At 30.5% G+C, this 19,189-nt stretch carries 20 protein-coding genes; 17 read left to right on the top strand and 3 right to left on the bottom strand.

Annotation, left to right across the window (positions count from 1 at the left end):
• Window positions 1–140: 140 nt before the first annotated feature.
• Window positions 141–1,355, bottom strand: a complete 1,215-nt coding sequence (locus RWL85_RS00100) for an MFS transporter (protein ID WP_314083624.1) — start codon at window positions 1,353–1,355, stop codon at window positions 141–143.
• An 826-nt stretch (window positions 1,356–2,181) separates the two neighbouring features.
• Here RWL85_RS00100 and trpX point away from each other — a divergent pair.
• From trpX to RWL85_RS00065, 7 genes are all read left to right on the top strand, one after another.
• Window positions 2,182–3,186 (top strand): tryptophan ABC transporter substrate-binding protein, encoded by a 1,005-nt coding sequence (gene trpX, locus RWL85_RS00095; RefSeq protein ID WP_314083622.1) that lies wholly within the window; start codon window positions 2,182–2,184, stop codon window positions 3,184–3,186.
• A 143-nt stretch (window positions 3,187–3,329) separates the two neighbouring features.
• Complete coding sequence (locus RWL85_RS00090) at window positions 3,330–4,205, top strand: ABC transporter permease (RefSeq protein ID WP_314083621.1); 876 nt, start codon at window positions 3,330–3,332, stop codon at window positions 4,203–4,205.
• Between the two features lie 3 nt (window positions 4,206–4,208).
• A complete protein-coding gene (locus tag RWL85_RS00085; protein ID WP_314083618.1) occupies window positions 4,209–4,982 on the top strand; it encodes an ATP-binding cassette domain-containing protein in 774 nt (257 codons plus the stop codon).
• 201 nt (window positions 4,983–5,183) lie between these two features.
• The gene (locus RWL85_RS00080) at window positions 5,184–5,849 is read left to right on the top strand and encodes a response regulator transcription factor (protein WP_314083616.1); all 666 of its coding nucleotides are present in this window, start codon (window positions 5,184–5,186) and stop codon (window positions 5,847–5,849) included.
• Window positions 5,839–7,182 carry a HAMP domain-containing sensor histidine kinase gene (locus RWL85_RS00075; RefSeq protein ID WP_314083614.1) on the top strand — a complete coding sequence of 448 codons (1,344 nt, stop codon included), beginning with the start codon at window positions 5,839–5,841 and terminating at the stop codon, window positions 7,180–7,182. The genes RWL85_RS00080 and RWL85_RS00075 overlap by 11 nt, the downstream gene beginning before the upstream one ends.
• Window positions 7,183–7,436: 254 nt before the next feature.
• Window positions 7,437–8,021 (top strand): PepSY domain-containing protein, encoded by a 585-nt coding sequence (locus tag RWL85_RS00070; RefSeq protein WP_314083612.1) that lies wholly within the window; start codon window positions 7,437–7,439, stop codon window positions 8,019–8,021.
• 189 nt (window positions 8,022–8,210) lie between these two features.
• Entirely contained in the window at window positions 8,211–8,852 is a 642-nt protein-coding gene (locus RWL85_RS00065; RefSeq protein ID WP_314083610.1) for a PepSY domain-containing protein, read from the top strand.
• An 83-nt stretch (window positions 8,853–8,935) separates the two neighbouring features.
• On the opposite strand, the gene RWL85_RS00060 is transcribed toward RWL85_RS00065, so the two are convergent.
• Together RWL85_RS00060 and RWL85_RS00055 are read right to left on the bottom strand one after the other, a co-directional pair.
• Window positions 8,936–9,460 (bottom strand): hypothetical protein, encoded by a 525-nt coding sequence (locus RWL85_RS00060; protein WP_314083608.1) that lies wholly within the window; start codon window positions 9,458–9,460, stop codon window positions 8,936–8,938.
• 15 nt (window positions 9,461–9,475) lie between these two features.
• Window positions 9,476–9,793, bottom strand: coding sequence for a hypothetical protein (locus RWL85_RS00055; RefSeq protein ID WP_314083606.1), 318 nt, complete (start codon window positions 9,791–9,793; stop codon window positions 9,476–9,478).
• 184 nt (window positions 9,794–9,977) lie between these two features.
• Between RWL85_RS00055 and upp the strand changes: the two genes are divergently transcribed.
• The 10 genes from upp to RWL85_RS00005 form a co-directional block, all read left to right on the top strand.
• Window positions 9,978–10,607: a uracil phosphoribosyltransferase gene (upp, locus tag RWL85_RS00050; RefSeq protein ID WP_314083604.1), complete on the top strand. Its 630-nt coding sequence runs from the start codon at window positions 9,978–9,980 to the stop codon at window positions 10,605–10,607.
• A 157-nt stretch (window positions 10,608–10,764) separates the two neighbouring features.
• Entirely contained in the window at window positions 10,765–11,493 is a 729-nt protein-coding gene (atpB, locus tag RWL85_RS00045) for a F0F1 ATP synthase subunit A (RefSeq protein ID WP_314083602.1), read from the top strand.
• Window positions 11,494–11,569: 76 nt separating this feature from the next.
• Window positions 11,570–11,785 (top strand): F0F1 ATP synthase subunit C, encoded by a 216-nt coding sequence (gene atpE, locus RWL85_RS00040; RefSeq protein WP_003143965.1) that lies wholly within the window; start codon window positions 11,570–11,572, stop codon window positions 11,783–11,785.
• Window positions 11,786–11,838: 53 nt separating this feature from the next.
• A complete protein-coding gene (gene atpF / locus RWL85_RS00035) occupies window positions 11,839–12,363 on the top strand; it encodes a F0F1 ATP synthase subunit B (protein ID WP_314083600.1) in 525 nt (174 codons plus the stop codon).
• Window positions 12,363–12,902: an ATP synthase F1 subunit delta gene (gene atpH / locus RWL85_RS00030; protein ID WP_314083598.1), complete on the top strand. Its 540-nt coding sequence runs from the start codon at window positions 12,363–12,365 to the stop codon at window positions 12,900–12,902. Before atpF ends, atpH begins: the two co-directional genes overlap by 1 nt.
• Window positions 12,903–12,929: 27 nt before the next feature.
• Window positions 12,930–14,432, top strand: a complete 1,503-nt coding sequence (atpA, locus tag RWL85_RS00025) for a F0F1 ATP synthase subunit alpha (RefSeq protein WP_314083597.1) — start codon at window positions 12,930–12,932, stop codon at window positions 14,430–14,432.
• A gap of 34 nt (window positions 14,433–14,466) precedes the next feature.
• Window positions 14,467–15,336: an ATP synthase F1 subunit gamma gene (gene atpG / locus RWL85_RS00020; RefSeq protein WP_314083595.1), complete on the top strand. Its 870-nt coding sequence runs from the start codon at window positions 14,467–14,469 to the stop codon at window positions 15,334–15,336.
• 39 nt (window positions 15,337–15,375) lie between these two features.
• A complete protein-coding gene (gene atpD, locus RWL85_RS00015) occupies window positions 15,376–16,791 on the top strand; it encodes a F0F1 ATP synthase subunit beta (RefSeq protein ID WP_314083593.1) in 1,416 nt (471 codons plus the stop codon).
• 20 nt (window positions 16,792–16,811) lie between these two features.
• Window positions 16,812–17,216, top strand: coding sequence for a F0F1 ATP synthase subunit epsilon (locus RWL85_RS00010; RefSeq protein WP_314083591.1), 405 nt, complete (start codon window positions 16,812–16,814; stop codon window positions 17,214–17,216).
• 490 nt (window positions 17,217–17,706) lie between these two features.
• The coding region (locus tag RWL85_RS00005) for a YSIRK-type signal peptide-containing protein (protein WP_314083590.1) at window positions 17,707–19,189 on the top strand (1,483 nt) is incomplete at its 3' end.

Raw genomic sequence — 19,189 nt, 5'->3', positions numbered from 1 at the left:
AAAGAGGAATGATAATGTATCGCTCCTCTTTTATTATTAATGATGATTATTAAATACATAAAAGGGAGTGACTCAAAAATCGTGATTTATTTCTGAAAAGTCGATTAGGTCACTCCCTTATTTAAAAGTTTTTAATGTTACTATCGACTAGTTTTTGTTTTTAGCACGGGTACTTCTTTACCTTTGTAGAACATTGCATAAAGAACTGTTACACCAATTGTAATTACTGCACAAAGAATATATATCCCTCTATAAGATAGAATGCCGTGAACAGTACCTAAAACATAAGGTCCAAATCCAAGACCAAGATCTAATCCTATGAAGTAAGTAGAAAGTGCGATACCTACTTTAGTAGAGTTAACGAGTTTTAGACAAACCGCTTGACCATTAGACATGAATGTTCCGTAACCTAAACCAATTAATGCACCTGAGAATAATAACATAAAGCTACCATTAGTAAAACTTAACATTAATAAACCTAAAGTTAAAAATACAAAACTTGGGTACATAACTGCATTCTCACCACGAGCATCGAATACGCGTCCTGCGAATGGACGAGTAGCAGTGATAATAAGAGCGTAAACTACAAAGAAGAATGCTCCAGCTGTTGATAAATTTAAACTATCAGCATAAATAGACAAGAAGCCTAATACGCTAGAGTATGCTAAACCTATTAAAAATGCTACTGTTGAGATGAATAATACTTTATATTCGATAAAAGTATTTAGTGCCCAACTATTTAAAAGTTGTTTTTGTTTGCTATCTAATTCGATATTTTTAACAGGGAATAAGAAACAAGCTACAGTTACAGCAATAGATAGAATAATTGCTAGAATTATTACCGCATTAAATCCTGTAATAGGAAGTAGTAACATACCGATAAATGGTCCAATTGCAGCAGCTAAACTTGTACTTAATCCATAGTAGTTAATACCTTCCCCATTACGAGTTTTAGGAATATAAGCTGTAACGATTGCGTTAGCAGCAGTAGAAATAGTTCCGTAAGCAAAACCATTTAGAAAACGAACAGTATCTAAGATAATAATGTTTGATGAAATTAAGTAAGCTGCTGTTGTGATTAAGTAAATTAAAGCTCCAAAACGTAAAATTTGTTTGCGACCAACAATTTCTAATTTCTTACCAATATAAAGACGAGCGACAAGTGTTCCGATAATATAAATACCTGCGGCAAATCCCGCCTGAGCTGCAGTAGCTCCTAATTGAGATGTTGCATATTTTGCTGTAATAACTACAAAACAATAATAAATTAAAAATACAATAAAATTAATTGTAGTTATTGTGATGAATCCTTTGTTAAATAATTTTTCTTTTTCTATAGCTATCTTGCTATCCATAAAAATTCTCCTAACTTCATTTTAAGTAACATATATCTATCATACTCCTATGAAAATAGATTTTCAAGTGAAAATTTTCATAAAAATGATATATTTTCAATTTTATTTTCATAAGAAACCCGATATTTTATAAAATATAATTCACCCATATATAGTAGTGAAATCAATGAATCAACTACTGTACTATTATAAAAATCTCTATATTTCAATTATGAAAACGACTTATTTTCATTGTTTTCATAATGAGCTATTTTTTCATAGGATAATTTATAGTACAGAAAAAATTGATAAAATGGGGCTAATATATTTTTAATATTTTTTTAAAATAATTACTTCGAGGTAGTGATAGTGAGTTTCAATAAAAATAATAAACAAAATTTTATTGAAATAGATAGAAATTATATGGAATTGTCAGAATTTTATATATTTTTTTAAAAAAATATATTGACAATTAAAAAAACAGTTGATATAATGTAATTAAGAATTAAACGTAAAGGAGAAAAGAGATATATGAAACTGTATCAAGTTGACACGCTACAATTAAATATTCGTTGGCAAAGCCACTAGATACTGAGTCGATCTTGTTTCTTTTTAACATAGATACGGCTCTCAGATGAGAAGTAAGTATCTATGTGGATTATTTGTGATGGGAAAATCGAGACCACATAGAAATATCTAGGTGGCTTTTTATATTATAAAAATTATAGTTAAAGGACCACTAGATATTATGCTAGTGGTCTTTTTGTATAGATACGCTTCTAAAATTTTTATTACAAAAAAATTTTTATTACAAAAAATATTATTAAATTTAAAGGAGATTATTAAAATGAAAGTAAATAAAATTTTTGTAGCATTTGCGGTATTATTAGTTTGTGTATTAGGTTATGGGTTCTTCTCTAGTAAAAAAGGTGAAGAAACTAAAAAAGTTGATAATAAAGAGGTTAAAGTAGGGGTGCTTCAATTACTTAGTCATCCAGCTCTTGACCAAATCTATAAAGGTTTAGAAGATGGACTGAAAAAAGAAGGATATGAAGTAGGTAAGAATTTAAAAATTGATCTTCAAAATGCTCAAGGTGATCAAAGTAACTTAGCAAGTATGGGTCAAAAATTAGTTACAGATAACAACGATATTTTAGTAGGTATTACAACACCAGCTACTTTATCATTATCAAATGCAACAAAAGACAAACCAATTATCATGGGTGGTATTACATATCCAGTTGAAGCAGGATTAATTAAAGCTGAAAATAAACCAGGAAATAACATTACTGGTGTTAGTGATAGAACCCCAATTAAACAACAACTTGAAATCATGAAAAAAGTATTACCTAATATGAAAAAGGTTGGTATTCTTTACACAGCTAGTGAAGATAACTCTGTAAAACAAGCTCAAGAAGCAGAAAAATTAGCTAAAGAATTAGGATTAGAAGTTAAAGTATCAACAGTAGCGAACACAAATGATATTCAACAAGTAACAGAAAGCCTTGCTTCACAAACTGATGCAATCTTCGTACCAATTGATAACACAATTGCAAGTGCGATGGCAACAGTTGTAAAAGTCACTGATGCTAAGAAAATTCCTGTCTTCCCATCTGCAGACACTATGGTAGCTGATGGAGGACTATTAGGAATAGGTGTTGATCAATATCAAATCGGTATTGAAACAGCAAAAGTAGTTGCTAAAGTATTAAAAGGTGCGGATACTAAAGATATGCCAATCGTTCTTGCTAATGAAGGTGTAATTTACTTAAATGAAGCAAAAGCAAAACAATTAGGAATAGAAATTCCAAAAGAAATTAAAGATAAAGCAAAAGTAGTGGATAAAAAATAATATTATTGATATTATATTATTAACAAACTATTTTAGGCAATAAATATATTAAAGGAGCGGCTCATAAAATCGATATTATAAATAGTTGTTTATGAGTCGCTCTAAATTATATAATATTAATTTAGGAAAAAAAGAGGTGTAAAATGGATTTATTTATTTCAGCGATTTCACAAGGAATGCTGTGGGGAATATTATCGCTTGGATTATTTATTAGTTTTAGAGTATTGAATATTGCGGATATGACTACAGAAGGTGCGTATCCATTAGGAGCTGCGGTATGCGTAATCTGTATACATAATGGAATTAATCCCATTATTGCTACACTGATTTCTATAGTAGCAGGAATGTTAGCGGGACTTGTGACAGGATTTTTAATTACTGTTTGTAAAATACCAAGTTTACTTGCAGGGATTCTAACAATGACTGCATTATTATCAGTGAATCTTAGAATTATGGGAAGACCAAATTTAAGTTTAATCAATAAAGATACGATTTTTAGTAAAATCCAGGGGTTAAACTTACCAACTCATTATGATACTGTACTTGTTGGAATTATTCTTTCTGGATTAATTATCTTAGCTATGTCTTTATTCTTTTCAACAGAATTAGGTCAGAGTTTAATTGCAACAGGAGATAATGAGAAGATGGCAACAGCGTTAGGTATTTCTACAAAAACAATGACGATTTTAGGATTGATGCTTGCCAATGGGATTATTTCTTTAGCTGGTGCAATTTTAGCTCAAAATAATGGATATTCAGATGTTAATAGTGGTATTGGGGTAATAGTAGTAGCTTTAGCAGCAATTATTATAGGAGAAGTAATTTTCAAAGATGTCACTTTTACTACAAGACTAATTTGTGTAATCTGTGGTGCTATAATCTATAGATTGTTGTTAGTTGGAGTATTGAAATTAAATATTATTGGTGCTAATGACTTTAAACTAGTTTCAGCTCTAGTAATTGCTATATTCTTAACTTTACCTCAATTAAAATTAAAAACTAAGAGAAAGGATGCGTAGAATATGTCATTTATAAAAATAAATAAAATAGATAAAACATTCTTTCCTGGAACTATTAGAGAACAACATGCATTAAAAAATGTTAGTCTTGAAATTAAAGATGGAGATTTTATTACTATTCTTGGAGGAAACGGAGCAGGAAAATCAACTTTTCTTAATGCCCTAGCAGGTTCTTTCTCGTTAGATGGTGGAGAAATTTTAATCGAGGGAAAAGATGTAAGTAATATTGTAGAACATAAAAGAGCTGGATTTATTAGTAGAGTTTTCCAAAATCCACTTGATGGAACAGCTCCTCGTATGACTGTTGCGCAAAATATGTCATTAGCGCTTCGACGTGGTAAGGTTAGAGGTTTTAAACCGGGGACTACTAAAGAAGATAGAAAACTTTTTAAAGAGTTACTAGCAACTTTAGACTTAGGACTTGAAGATAGATTAGATAGTGAGATGGGGCTATTATCAGGAGGTCAACGTCAAGCTATTGCACTTTTAATGGCTACTATGACAACACCTAAACTTTTGCTTCTTGATGAACACACGGCAGCGTTAGATCCTAAAACACAGAAGAAGATAATGGAACTTACTCGACAAAAGATTGAAGAGAAAAACTTAACAGCTTTAATGATAACTCACAATATTCAAGATGCGGTGAAATACGGAAACAGAATAATTGTATTGCACCGTGGAGAGTTGGTTCAAGATATTAGTAAAGAAGAAAAAGAAAAATTAGATGCAAAAGCATTGTATGAGTTACTTTATAACCTTGAAGAAAGTGAATAGGAGTAATGAGAACGACTTAGATATGTGATTTTATAAATTACTATTTTAGGTCGTTTTTTCATTTTAAATTCATTTATATAATATATACTGACTTTATTAATAAATGTAAATCTAAAATTCTATAGAATTTGATAACTATTGTTTTACATTTCTAAATGAATTAAGTAAAATATAGTAGAAATTTGGTATGAGGAGATTGTTATGAAGATTCTTGTTGTAGAAGATGAACGCGATTTGAATAGAATAATTACTAAACATTTAAAAAAGAATAATTATAGTGTAGATAGTTGTTTCGATGGTGGAGAAGCATTAGATTTTGTTAGTTATAGTGAGTATGATTTGATTATTACTGATATAATGATGCCAAAAGTTAATGGTTATGAGTTTATCGAAAGGCTTCGTGAGAGTAAAAATAATACCCCAGTAATTATGTTGACGGCAAAAGATACTTTAGAGGATAAAATTGTTGGACTAGATAGTGGAGCTGATGATTATATCGTTAAGCCGTTTGAATTTGATGAACTACTTGCTAGAATAAGAGTTTTAATGAGGAGAAATTATGGGCTAGCAACTAATGTTATACAAATTGATGATGTTATACTTGATATCTCAAAAAAACAAGTTACAAGAAATGGTGAGAATATAGGATTAACTGGTAAAGAATATGAGGTATTAGAGTATCTTATGAAGAATAAAGAGAGTATTCTAAGTCGTGATCAAATTCTTAATCATGTCTGGGATTATGATTATGATGGAGCTTCGAATATAGTAGATGTAATTATAAAAAATATTAGGAAAAAACTAGATAATGGAACGGATAAAACCATTATTTATACTAAAAGGGGGCTAGGATACTTTGTTAAATAAAAATAAGAAACTATTATTCTTTCCATTTAAAAAGGTATCTTTAACTTTTAAAATAACATTATGGTATACGACATTTATAGTTTTACTAATAGGATCGTTAATAATTGGGACATTTTTTGTTAGTGATAGTGTTGTAGAGAGTGAGGCAAAAAAAAGGTTAATAGATGAAGTTGTAGAAATCTCAAGTGGAGCAGATAAATTTACACCGTATGAAGATGGAGTGACCTTATCTGTTTACGATAAAGATGGTAATCTTGTCGCGGGATCTGTTCCTAGAAATTTTAAAGTTAATGATTTTAGTCTTGGAGCTATTTCTGAGTATAAAGATGTGAATCATAATAAATATTTATATTATGATTCAGAGACTAGCTCTGCTAGATTAGGTAATGGAAAATATGTGAGAGGTATTGTTCAAGTTACCAATAATATTAATGGCTGGATATTGCCAATAATAATTAGTATTGGTAGTCCGTTTATTATAATGATAATAATGTATGGTGGTTACTTGATAATAAAAAGCTCATTAAAACCCGTAAGAGATATGACAAAAACAGCTGAAGCTATTGCAAATAGTAATGATTTAAGTAAGAGAATTTATATAGAGGAAGGAAACGATGAGGTTCACAAGTTAGGTAAAGTTTTTAATGAAATGTTAGAAACACTAGAAAATTCATCAAAAAGAGAACGTCAATTTAGTTCTGACGTATCACATGAGCTTAGAACTCCAATTTCTGTGATAATGGCAGAAAGTGAATATGGATCTAAATATATAGATTCTATAGAAGAAGCGAAAGAATCGTTCTCTGCAATTGAAAGACAGAGTAAGAGAATGACATCTATGATAAATCAAATTTTAGAATTAGCTAGACTAGATAGTAGATTAGAAATACCAAAACAAAAATTTCAATTATCTGATAAGATTAAACATACATTAGAAGACTATAAAATTTTATTTGATAACAAAAATATAAAATTATCAATAACAATAGAAGAAAATATATCAATCTATGCCAATGAAGCTTTGATTATGCGTATGATAGATAATTTATTGTCAAATGCTTTGAAATATGCTGAAACTGAAGTTACGGTATGTTTAGCTAAAAGAAATAGAATAATTTTCGAGGTAGCTGATGATGGTATTGGAATAAATGATGAAGAAAAAATAAACATATGGAATAGATTTTATAAAGTAGATAAATCACGAACTACAACAGAAGATAATTCATCTGGATTAGGATTATCTATTACAAAAAAAATTGTAGAATTACATAATGGTAAAATAGCAATTATAGATAATAAACCTAATGGAACTAGATTTGTAGTTAATTTATAAAATATGAACACACCTTTAAATTATGAAGGTGTGTTTATTTTGTATAATATTTACAGAGATCCTCATTTAGCATTCATAAAAATGGAATACAATAAAAATATAAAAAGAGATGAAAAAATGAAATCTTCATTTGACGTTCATAAAATAAAGATATAATAAAAATATCAAAAGAGACGAATAAAAATGAAATCTTCATTTAGGATTCATAAAAGAATAATAAAATAAAAGTATAAAGAAAAAGAGGTAAAAGAAAAATGACAAAAAATATTAATAATAATGAAATTGAAACTATAGAAGGAACATATACAGAAACTATAAATACTGATAGTCAATTTAATGAACAACCCCAAAAAGCTAAAAGAAACTTTTTAAAACCATTAATTATTGGAGCATTAGCAGTAGTAGTAACAGGAGGGGTAGGAGCGTATGCATACGATAAGTATGAAACAGCACAAAGAGCTAAAATTCTAGATGCTTATTCAAATGTGAAGATGAAGGTAGAATCACAGTCAAATTCTAATAATAACAGTAACAATAATGGAGATAATAATTCGAATAATAACGTTCAAAATAATATTAATAATAATACGCAGCAAAACACACAAAACGCAAAATCACAACAAGAGATTCGCTCAATTGTTTCAGGGGCAATATCAGTGCCGGAACAAAATATAAACTTTATAAAAATTAAACCTAAATATGAGGATGATTATGCACCTCAAAATAATGGAGTATCTTTATATGTTTATAAAGTAGAGGCACGTGCTAACGGATTAGAGTATGATGTAGTAATAGATGCCATTTCAGGAAAAGTATTAAAAGTTGAGATAGATAAGTAAAAAATATAAAAAGTTAGAATGTTTGGGTCAACCTTTCATTTAAGATTTATAAAACAAAGATATAATAAAAATATCAAAAGAGACGAATAAAATCTTCATTTAACGTTCATAAAACAAAGATATAATAAATATATCAGAAAAAGAAAAATACATAAAATATAATAATAAAGAAAAAGAGGTAAAAGAAAAATGACTAAAAATATTAATAATAACGAAATCGAAACATTAGAAGGAACATATACAGAAACTATTAACAATAATAATCAATTTAACCAAGAACCAAGAGGACCAAAAAGAAACTTCTTAAAACCACTTATAATTGGAGCATTAGCAGTAGTAGTAACAGGCTCAGTAGGCGCATATGCATATGATAGATATGAAGAGGCACAAAGAGTTAAAGTTCAAGAAGCTTATTCAAATGTTAAGATGAATGTAGGACCGCAAACAAATCCAAATAACAACAACAATAATAATAATAGCGGAGATAGCAACTCAAATAATAATTCACAAACTAATAATCAAAACTCAAACAATAATAACAATAATAACTCAGCTCCAGTTGTTCAAAACAACAATAATGTTCAACAAAATACACAAAATGCAAAATCTCCACAAGAAATACGTTCATTAGTAGCAGCCGCAATCTCAACTCCAGAGCAAAATATCAATTTTGTAAAAATTAGACCAGAATATGAAGATGATTATGCACCTCAAAACAATGGAGTACCATTATACATCTATGAAGTAGAAGCTCGTGCAAATGGATTAGAATATGATGTGAAAGTTGATGCTGTATCAGGAAAAATCTTAAAAGTAGAAATAGATAACTAATAAAAAATAAACTGATAATCTAGAAATAAAGACTAGGTTATCAGTTTTTTTATATCTACAATAAAAATAAATTAAATCTATTGTTATTTTTTATTGTTATAAATATAGTATCCAATAAAAATAGCAATTGTTAAATATAGGTTAATATTAGGATTAGTGACGTAAAAGAGCATAGCCTTGTATGATAAGCGCATCAATAATCCTTGGATAATAGATGGGGCAAAAAGCAAAATTAAGATTATAGAGTTATCCATTTTTCTTGCTAATAAAATAATAAACAATAATATAAGAAGAAGTAGGATAATAGCTATATATTTATTTATTACTACATTAAATACAATCGGGAATTGAATAGGATTGAAAAATATTAATAACGCTATTAACAACACGCAACTTGTAATAATTGTACTCTTGGTGCGTTCATTAAGAGTACTTCTACTTGTATATGTGAAAATGTAATTTAAGTAAGAAACACCGAATACTAATATCCCTATTAAAAATGCTTCCAATAAATTTAATGCAGTAAATGGATTAGCTATAATAGGAGCTAAATAAAAAAGTATGTAAATACCAGTTGCTATAATTAAATTTCGTTTTAAAATTGTCATTTTTTCTCCTTTTTTTTATTTTAGTAATGCTGTTAAAAAATAACCTAAAAAAGAAAATACTATTATTATAAGTATTATCACCAGTGCGCTAGAATTAAAAATGAAAAATAACGGCAATGCTAGCATACTACTTAGTAACGGTGTGAATATAGTTCTTTCCATAAAATAAGAAATTAGTACTGTTATTGAAAATGAAAAGAAACCATACGCTAATATTAGAATAAAACCAGCTTTATCAGTTGTACCGTTATAAAATTTTAAAAAAGTCAGTGGAAGAACATAGTAAAAAATACTAGTTAATAAAAATATCCCTAAAAAGATTCTTTTGTTCATGTTAATGTCTCCATATATTGTTTTTATTATTGTAATATTTTCTATGAGTGAAGTCTAGTAATATAGTAAAATTAATAAAAAAATATTTTCTTGAATGGAGTAAAATATTTTTGGATATCCCTTGTTAAAATGAAATAATTAGAGTAAAATAAATATAATAACATTACAAAGGAGAACTATAATTATGTCAAAAGTTCATGTATTTGATCATCCATTGATCCAACATAAATTATCTTTTATAAGAGATAAAAGAACGGGTTCTAAGGACTTTAGACAACTTACTAATGAAGTAGGGTCTTTAATGGCTTATGAAATCACTCGTGACCTTCCATTGGAGGATGTAGAAGTAGAAACACCAATCCAAAAAACTACTTGTAAACGTCTTTCAGGTAAAAAGATAGTATTTGTTCCAATTCTACGTGCAGGATTAGGAATGGTTGATGGATTAATGAATCTAATTCCATCAGCAAGAGTAGGACATGTAGGATTATATCGTGACCCAGAAACTCTTCAACCACATGAGTATTTTGTTAAAATACCAAGTAATCCAGAAGAACGTCATTTCATCGTTGTTGATCCGATGTTAGCAACAGGAGGTTCTGCCATTGCTGCAATAGATTCATTAAAACAACGTGGAGTTACGGATATTAAATTTATGTGTCTTATAGCTGCACCAGAAGGAGTAGAAGCGTTGCATAAAGCTCACCCAGATGTAGATATTTTTATCGCTGGATTAGACGAAAAATTAAATGATCATGGATACATTGTACCAGGGTTAGGAGACGCTGGAGATAGGATCTTCGGAACGAAATAATAATTGATTTTTTTTAATCAATTTATATAAAATTTAAGAAATCGCTAGCAAATCTTATAAAATAATATTATAATAGATATTAAGTATTTCTAAATTTTATATTACAACAGATTTAGAAATATAAAAGATACTTTAAGAAAAGAGGTGAGGGGAATATATGGAAAAACACACATATCTTATTACCAAATTATTTGGCTATGATATAACGGTTAATATTCCTAGTGTAATCACAACTTTAATAACAGTTTTACTTACCTTTATTATAGTGATGTTTCTAACTAGTAGAATAAAATTAAGACCAGATAGTAAACGTCAAAATGCGGTTGAATTACTTGCGTATTTCGTTAGTGATAACGTAATAAAAGGAAATGTTAACTGGAAAAAATATGGTAAGGGATTATGGGCGACAGCGCTAACAATTATTTCACTTGTTGCAGTAGCAAATACTATTGGTGTATTAATAGAGGTTAGTTATGATGAAGTAATCTATGTAAACTCTGTTACAGCAGATCCAACATTTACTTTCTCTCTTGCATTATTGATTATTGTATTTACTCATTTTGCAGGAATTAAGTATAAAGGTGTTAAACATTATTTTAGTACTTATACTTCTTCAGGTATTGGTATTACACCATTTAAAGTTATTGAAGAGTTTACAAACTTAATGACTTTCTCAATGCGTTTGTTCGGTAACATTTATGCAGGTGAAATATTATTAGCCTTATTAGCAACTCTTACAACCGTAGGGTTCTTTGGAGCTATCGCCGGGATGGTAGGTTTAGTAGTATGGAAAGGATTCTCTCTATTCATTGGGTTTATCCAAGCGTACATCTTTACTGTCTTAACATTTATTTATTTATCACATAAAATTAGTGATGAACACTAATTTTAAAATGCACTAAAAGTGCAAAAATCTAATAATTAATAAAATTCATTTATTATCCAAGGAGGAAAATATAATTATGGTAGAATTAATTGGAGCAGGTTTAGCAGCAGGTTTAGCAGCAGTTGGTGCTGGTATCGGTAACGGATTTTTATTCGGTAAATTCATCGAAGGTGTATCTCGCCAACCAGAATTAGAGTCAAGATTAAAATCAAATGCTTTCGTATTATTCGCACTTGTTGAAGCAGTACCTATCTTAGCTATCGTTATTTCATTCGTTATCTTAGCTAAATAATTTAGTATAATACTGTAAACAAAAGAACTATGAAGAATAGGAGCATTTAGTAAATGGAAAATTTAGTATTTTTAGCTACTGAACACTCTTCTCATCAAGGTTTTAATCTAGGAAATATGGCTATTAACATTGTAGCTGTATTGATCCTTTTAGTATTACTGAAAAAATTTGCTTGGGATAAACTTATTGACATGTTAGATGAGCGTCAAAAATTAGTTGAAGGTCAACTTGATGATGCCGCTAAAAATCAAAAAGAAGCATTAGTTTTACTTGAAGAAAATCAAGAAAAATTAAGAAATGCTCAAAAAGAAATCAAAGTTATGATGGAAGATGCTCGTGAACAATCTAAGGTTGAAAAACAAGCTATTCTTGAAGAAGCTCGTAAACAAGCAGAACAATTAAAAGTAAATGCTCAAAGAGATATTGAGGATGAGAAGACAAGAGCACTTGAAGAAATTAACAAACAAATTGCTGAATTATCAGTGCTTGTAGCTTCGAAAATTTTAGAAAAAGAATTAGATGACTCAACACAAAGTGAATATGTTGATAAAGTCATTAAAGAGGTAGGGGTGAAATAATGAGTAAGTCAGTATTAGCTAATAAAATTGGATATTCATTATTTGAAGTTGCAAAAGAAAATAACACTTTAGAAGAAGTTTCTTATGAGTTAAAGGAAGTTGCAAAAGTTGTTAATGAATCTTCAGATTTTGTTACATTGATGAACAACCCTAATATAGAAAAAATTAAAAAAATTAATCTGATTGATGCTTCATTTACAGGTGTTAATACATATGTTGTAAATGTAGTGAAAATCTTAGCAGGTAATCTGCAAATCTCATTAATAAATTTTGTTTTAGAGCAATTTACAGAATTGTTTAATAAACATTCAAAAAGCGTTGTTGTGAAAGTTGAATCAGCTTCGCTACTAACTGACGTACAGTTAGAGAATCTAAAAGAAAAAATTAAAAATGAGTTACAACTAGAAAATGTAGAAATTAATAATTTTGTAGACGAAAGTCTTCTAGGTGGTTTAAAACTTACTTATAATAATAAAGTAGTTGACGCTAGTATTAAGGCAAAATTAAATGCTATAAAATCAAAAATTTCTACAATCTAGAAGAAGTTGAAACAAGGAGGGACATAAATGGCTATTAAAGCTGAAGAAATTAGTTCATTACTAAAATCACAAATAGAAAATTATCAGTTTGAAGTTAAGTCAACAGATGTCGGTACAGTTATAGAAGTAGGGGACGGTATTGCTCGTGTATACGGTCTTAATGAAATAATGAGTGGTGAGCTTGTAGAGTTCACTAAAACAGGAGTTATGGGTCTTGCCCAAAACCTTGAAGACACAAATGTTGGTATCGTAATCTTAGGTCCAACAACTGATATAAAAGAAGGAGACGAAGTTCGTCGTACAGGTCGTGTTATGGACGTACCTGTTGGTGAAGAACTTATCGGGCGTGTAGTAGATCCATTAGGACAACCAGTTGATGGTCGTGGACCAGTAAATACTACAAAACGTCGTCCAATTGAATCTCCAGCTGTTGGGGTTATGGGACGTAAATCAGTATCAGTTCCATTCCAAACAGGTATCAAGGCAATTGATGCATTAGTACCAATCGGACGTGGACAACGTGAGCTTATTATCGGAGATAGACAAACAGGTAAAACTGCAGTAGCTATCGACTCAATTTTAGCTCAAAAAGGACAAAATGTTATTTGTATCTATGTTGCTATCGGACAAAAAGAATCTACAGTACGTAGTGTTGTAGAAACTCTTAAAGAACACGGTGCATTAGATTACACTATTGTAGTAACAGCGTCAGCATCTCAACCAGCACCACTTCTATACATTGCACCTTATGCTGGGGTTGCTATGGCAGAAGAGTTCATGTTTAATGGTAAAGATGTAGTAATCGTGTATGATGACTTATCAAAACAAGCAGCAGCTTACCGTGAGTTATCATTACTATTAAAACGACCACCAGGTCGTGAAGCATATCCAGGGGACGTATTCTACTTACACTCACGTCTTCTTGAACGTGCAGCTCGTGTAAATGAAGATTTTGGTGGAGGAAGTATCACTGCGCTACCATTCGTAGAAACACAAGCAGGTGACATTTCTGCATATATTCCAACAAACGTAATTTCAATTACAGATGGACAAATCTTCTTACAATCAGATCTATTCTTCTCAGGAATTAGACCAGCGATTAACGCGGGGCTTTCAGTATCTAGGGTAGGAGGATCTGCACAAATTAAAGCAATGAAAAAAGTATCAGGAACACTACGTCTTGACTTAGCATCTTACCGTGAGTTAGAAAGCTTTGCTCAATTCGGTTCTGATTTAGATCCAGCAACTCGTGAAAAACTAGAACGTGGTAAACGTACAGTTGAAGTATTAAAACAAGACTTACACAAACCAATTCCAGTAGAAAAACAAGTTATGATTCTTTATGCTTTAACACACGGTTTCTTAGATGATGTTGAAGTTAAAGATATTCACAGATTTGAACAAGAATTATATGCATACTTAGATGCTCATGAGAATGAAGCAGTTAAGCATATTATTGAAACAAAAGACTTACCATCAACAGAAGTTATGGATGGAGTAATCGCTGCATTCAAAAAAACTTTTGCCTAAGATGATAAGTAGTAGAGTAAAGGTGGTGAACTAATTGGCGTCACTAAGAGATATTAAAAACAAAATCAATTCTACGAAAAAAACTAGTCATATTACAAAAGCAATGGAGATGGTTTCAACATCGAAACTATTAAAAGCACAATCAAACGCACAGAGATTTAATCCATATATGCAAAAAATGCAAGAGGTAATGGGGACAATTTTTGGTAAAGGTGCTAATATTAAACACCCTATGTTAGAAAAAAGAGAAGCTAAGAAAACTCTTTATGTTGTAATTACTAGTGATAGTGGTTTATGTGGAGGATTCAACTCGAACGTTATTAGAAATTTTGTTAACACTGTTAAAGAAAGACATAATAATGAAGGGTATGGTATCGTAGCTATAGGAAACTATGGTGCTGAATTCTTTAGAAAAAATGGCTATAATGTAGTTGATAGTTACAGAGATATACCAGATGAGCCAAGTTTCACTCAGGTTAAAGAAATTACTAATAAAGTGGTAGGTTACTTTATTGATAAAGAATATGATGAAATATACATACACTTTAATCACTTTGTTAGTATGATTCAACAGGTTGTAACTGAAAGTAAAGTTCTTCCTATTGAAAATACAGATCAATTTACAAATTCAAATGATCAAATTACTGGTGCATATGAATTTGAACCTGGTGAGGCAGCAGTACTAGATGTAATACTACCGCAATATGCTGAAAGTATGATTTATGGAAGTATATTAGATAGTAAAGCTAGTGAACATTCTGCAAGAAAAACAGCAATGAAAAATTCAACTGATAATGCAGGAAATATTATTGATACACTTACGATTAAATATAATCGTGCAAGACAAGCTGCTATTACACAAGAAATCACAGAGATTGTAAGTGGAGCAGCAGCAACAAAATAGTAATGAGAAAGGAGAAGCTATTAAGTTAGCATACAACATATGAATAAAGGTTATATTCTCCAAGTTATGGGACCTGTAGTAGATGTTAAATTCGAATCAGGGCATATGCCGAATCTATTAAACGCTTTAGAAGTTTATATAGAAAAAGGCGATGGGAAAAAAGAAAAATTAGTTCTTGAAGTTTCTCTAGAAGTTGGTGACAATGTAGTTAGAACAATTGCGATGTCATCTACAGATGGATTAAATAGGGGAGCAGAAGTAGTAGATACAGGAGCACCGATTACAGTTCCTGTAGGTAGCTACACATTAGGTCGTGTGTTCAACGTACTAGGTGAAGCAGTTGACCACGGTGCAGAAGCAGGAGAAGAAGTTCGTAAAGATTCAATTCACAAAGAAGCTCCTACTTTTGATGAATTATCAACACACGTTGAAGTTTTAGAAACAGGTATTAAAGTTATTGACTTACTAGCACCATATATTAAAGGTGGAAAAATCGGTCTTTTCGGTGGTGCGGGAGTTGGTAAAACAGTTCTTATCCAAGAACTTATCAATAACGTAGCACAACAACACGGTGGTCTTTCAGTATTCACAGGTGTAGGTGAGCGTACTCGTGAAGGAAATGACTTATACTATGAAATGAAAGATTCTGGTGTTATTAATAAAACAGCCATGGTATTCGGGCAAATGAACGAACCACCAGGAGCTCGTATGCGTGTAGCATTAACAGGATTAACTATGGCGGAATACTTCCGTGATGAAGAAGGACAAGACGTACTTCTATTCATCGATAACATTTTCCGTTTTACACAAGCAGGTTCTGAGGTTTCTGCGTTATTAGGACGTATGCCTTCAGCCGTTGGTTACCAACCAACACTTGCTACAGAGATGGGACGTTTACAAGAACGTATCACATCAACTAAGAAAGGTTCTGTAACATCTATTCAAGCGATTTATGTACCAGCCGATGACTATACTGACCCGGCACCAGCTACAACATTCGCCCACTTAGATGCGACAACAAACCTTGAACGTGCGTTAACAGAGATGGGTATCTACCCAGCTGTTGACCCACTAGCTTCTACATCAAGAGCATTAGCTCCTGAAATCGTAGGAGAAGAACACTACCAAGTAGCGACAACAATTCAAAGAACACTTCAAAAATATCGTGAATTACAAGATATTATTGCCATCTTAGGTATGGATGAATTAAGTGATGAAGATAAGAAAACAGTTGATAGAGCACGTCGTGTACAATTCTTCTTATCTCAAAACTTCCACGTTGCAGAGCAATTCACAGGTCAACCTGGATCATATGTTCCAGTATCTGAATCTGTTCAAGCATTCAAAGGAATACTAGAAGGTAAATACGACCACATTCCAGAAGATTGCTTCCGTCTTGTAGGTGGAATTGAAGATGTATTAGAAAAAGCTCGCAAACTAGGAGTAGAAGTATAATACAAATAGGAGGTAAATAAATGAATACTTTAAGTGTAAGCATTGTTACTCCTAATGGAGAAGCTTATAGTGCTAAAGAAGCTTCTATGGTTGTATTGGGAACTACTACTGGACAAGTTGGGATAATGGCAAACCATGTTCCTATGGTAGCGTCATTAAAAATTGGTCCGTTAAAAGTGATTTTTCCTGATGGACGAGAAGAATTTCTAGCTGTAAGTGAAGGATTTGTGGAAACACATAAAGGCGAAGTAACTATTATAGTTCAAACAGCAGAATTAGACAAAGATATTGACGTTGAACGTGCCCAAAGAGCATTAGAACGTGCAGAAGAGCGTCTTGCTAAAAAAGAAGATGGTCTTGATGTAAGACGTGCAGAACTAGCTTTAGCTAAAGCTTGTGCCCGTCTAAAAGTATCTGGAAAGTAAAATAAGAAAAGATATTAGTTGAATCTATTTGACTTTAAAAGTCAAGATTATATAAATAGCGTAGCAGTCATAAAGACAGTTACGCTATTTATTTTGATTTAAATATATATTCCTGTTAGATTTTAGATGTTTGCTATTTTATTAAAGTCATCAGTAAAATACATATATATATATATATATTAATATATTATTCTTTTAATGTAATATATTTACCAATAAGATAATTATATAAATAAAAAAATATTTTAACTTGTTGTTTTTTTAAGTATATTTTAAGTAAAATTTTAACTATATTTAAGGTGAAATAGAAAAGGTTTTAAAGTTGTATTTTATGGTTTTTTAAAATATATTAATTGATAAAAAATAATAAATTTGATATAATATGAAGGAAATAATTTATAATTCACATTAACTAAAATAATATAATAATAATTAGGTGATAAATGTAATGTGTAAATAATTGTTATTATAGAAAGGAACATGTAATCATATGGAAAGAAAGGAAATATTTTCGATAAAAAAATTAAAAGTTGGTGCAGCGTCAGTTTTAATAGGTACTGGTATTGTATTTTTAGGTAGTGAAGCATCTGTAGTTTTAGCTAATGAGTCTGTTGTTGAAACTACTGTCAATAGAACAAATAGTGACGATGTGGATGATAATTCTGTAAGCCCCAAAAATATTCTTAATAGTGATAAAATGGGGGTAAATTCTAGTACAACACCCCAACAAGTGGATACTAATTCTATAAAATCTACTGAAAATAATAGTAATTCATCTAATGTTAATACTACAAGTGAGGTTAGTGATTTAGAAAATAAAACTGATATTGTAGATAAAAAAGATATGGATATTGTTACTAATAAAAATAGGAAGAAAATTAGTAAACGATCTAAAAGAGAATTAACAGATTCGGAAACAATTGATTATAGTGGTGCTAAGATATCTGGACGATTAAATGACGGAAAAACACAATATGCAGTTGGTGACCAAATCTTAGGTTCTTATAATTTAGATGTTTCGTCACCAACAAAAATTGAAGAAGGAGGATATATTTTAATTACTGCCTCTGATAATGAACCATTAGATACTTTTGAAATCGGATCAAGTTTAAGATCTGAAAAAGTTAATAATAATCAGTATAAATTATATACTGGAGAATTATCAGGTGGAGCATATGCTAATATTAACGTTAGTTATAAATTGAAAAAATTTGAAACAGGTAAAGATTCAAATACAACTATAAAGGCTGAATTATTTGATAAAAATAATACTTTAATTAAATCTACTAATTTTTCTAACACGAATACAACTGGTACGCCATATGTTTCAGTTGATACTAGAAATGGTATTCGTAGACAAACATTATTAGAAACAAATCAACCAGAAACAGAAATTGATGTTTCTAAGAGTAAAGATTTACAATTAAGTTTAAAATCTACTAATAAAGAGGCAGCTGCAATTACAAAAATTGATCATGCTGTTGAATTGCCGGCAGGTGTTACTATTGCGCAAACTTCCCTAGATGCGGGATGGAGATTAGAAAATGGTGTTGCAAAATATACAAGACTAGTCCCTTCTTCAACAACGATGTTTGCTAGTGGTGATAATACACAAAATGAACTGTTGTATTTAAATGTAAGTAATGGTGGAACGCCAGCAGAATTTTTAACAGGTAAAAAGTTAACATTTAAAGATAATGCAACTTATACTGATAAATCTGGATTTACGAATACAACTTCAGACGATGTTACAGTAACAGTTCGTGCTGTAAATCCTAAAAAATCTATTGGTGGTTCTAACTCTGGAAGTGGTTCAAACCCGAATAATGATCAGACTAATCCAAGTGACAATAACAGTGGAACTGGTGGTAGCACAGTACCTACTAAGAGTGATGTTCAGGTAGCAATTTTTAATGAAACGATGGAGAAGAATAATTCTCGTGTTGTTAATATTGCAATGCCTTATATTAATA

The organism is uncultured Gemella sp. (genome assembly GCF_963515875.1).
GTDB lineage: Bacteria > Bacillota > Bacilli > Staphylococcales > Gemellaceae > Gemella.
The sequence above is the reverse complement of the archived record's forward strand: the minus strand, read 5'-3'. Positions and strand labels throughout refer to the sequence as shown.

Coding starts and splice junctions, on each gene's coding strand:
- RWL85_RS00100 (WP_314083624.1), bottom strand. CDS start 1,355: ATGGATAGCAAGATAGCTATAGAAAAAGAAAAATTATTTAACAAAGGA.
- trpX (WP_314083622.1), top strand. CDS start 2,182: ATGAAAGTAAATAAAATTTTTGTAGCATTTGCGGTATTATTAGTTTGT.
- RWL85_RS00090 (WP_314083621.1), top strand. CDS start 3,330: ATGGATTTATTTATTTCAGCGATTTCACAAGGAATGCTGTGGGGAATA.
- RWL85_RS00085 (WP_314083618.1), top strand. CDS start 4,209: ATGTCATTTATAAAAATAAATAAAATAGATAAAACATTCTTTCCTGGA.
- RWL85_RS00080 (WP_314083616.1), top strand. CDS start 5,184: ATGAAGATTCTTGTTGTAGAAGATGAACGCGATTTGAATAGAATAATT.
- RWL85_RS00070 (WP_314083612.1), top strand. CDS start 7,437: ATGACAAAAAATATTAATAATAATGAAATTGAAACTATAGAAGGAACA.
- RWL85_RS00065 (WP_314083610.1), top strand. CDS start 8,211: ATGACTAAAAATATTAATAATAACGAAATCGAAACATTAGAAGGAACA.
- RWL85_RS00060 (WP_314083608.1), bottom strand. CDS start 9,460: ATGACAATTTTAAAACGAAATTTAATTATAGCAACTGGTATTTACATA.
- RWL85_RS00055 (WP_314083606.1), bottom strand. CDS start 9,793: ATGAACAAAAGAATCTTTTTAGGGATATTTTTATTAACTAGTATTTTT.
- upp (WP_314083604.1), top strand. CDS start 9,978: ATGTCAAAAGTTCATGTATTTGATCATCCATTGATCCAACATAAATTA.
- atpB (WP_314083602.1), top strand. CDS start 10,765: ATGGAAAAACACACATATCTTATTACCAAATTATTTGGCTATGATATA.
- atpE (WP_003143965.1), top strand. CDS start 11,570: ATGGTAGAATTAATTGGAGCAGGTTTAGCAGCAGGTTTAGCAGCAGTT.
- atpF (WP_314083600.1), top strand. CDS start 11,839: ATGGAAAATTTAGTATTTTTAGCTACTGAACACTCTTCTCATCAAGGT.
- atpH (WP_314083598.1), top strand. CDS start 12,363: ATGAGTAAGTCAGTATTAGCTAATAAAATTGGATATTCATTATTTGAA.
- atpA (WP_314083597.1), top strand. CDS start 12,930: ATGGCTATTAAAGCTGAAGAAATTAGTTCATTACTAAAATCACAAATA.
- atpD (WP_314083593.1), top strand. CDS start 15,376: ATGAATAAAGGTTATATTCTCCAAGTTATGGGACCTGTAGTAGATGTT.
- RWL85_RS00010 (WP_314083591.1), top strand. CDS start 16,812: ATGAATACTTTAAGTGTAAGCATTGTTACTCCTAATGGAGAAGCTTAT.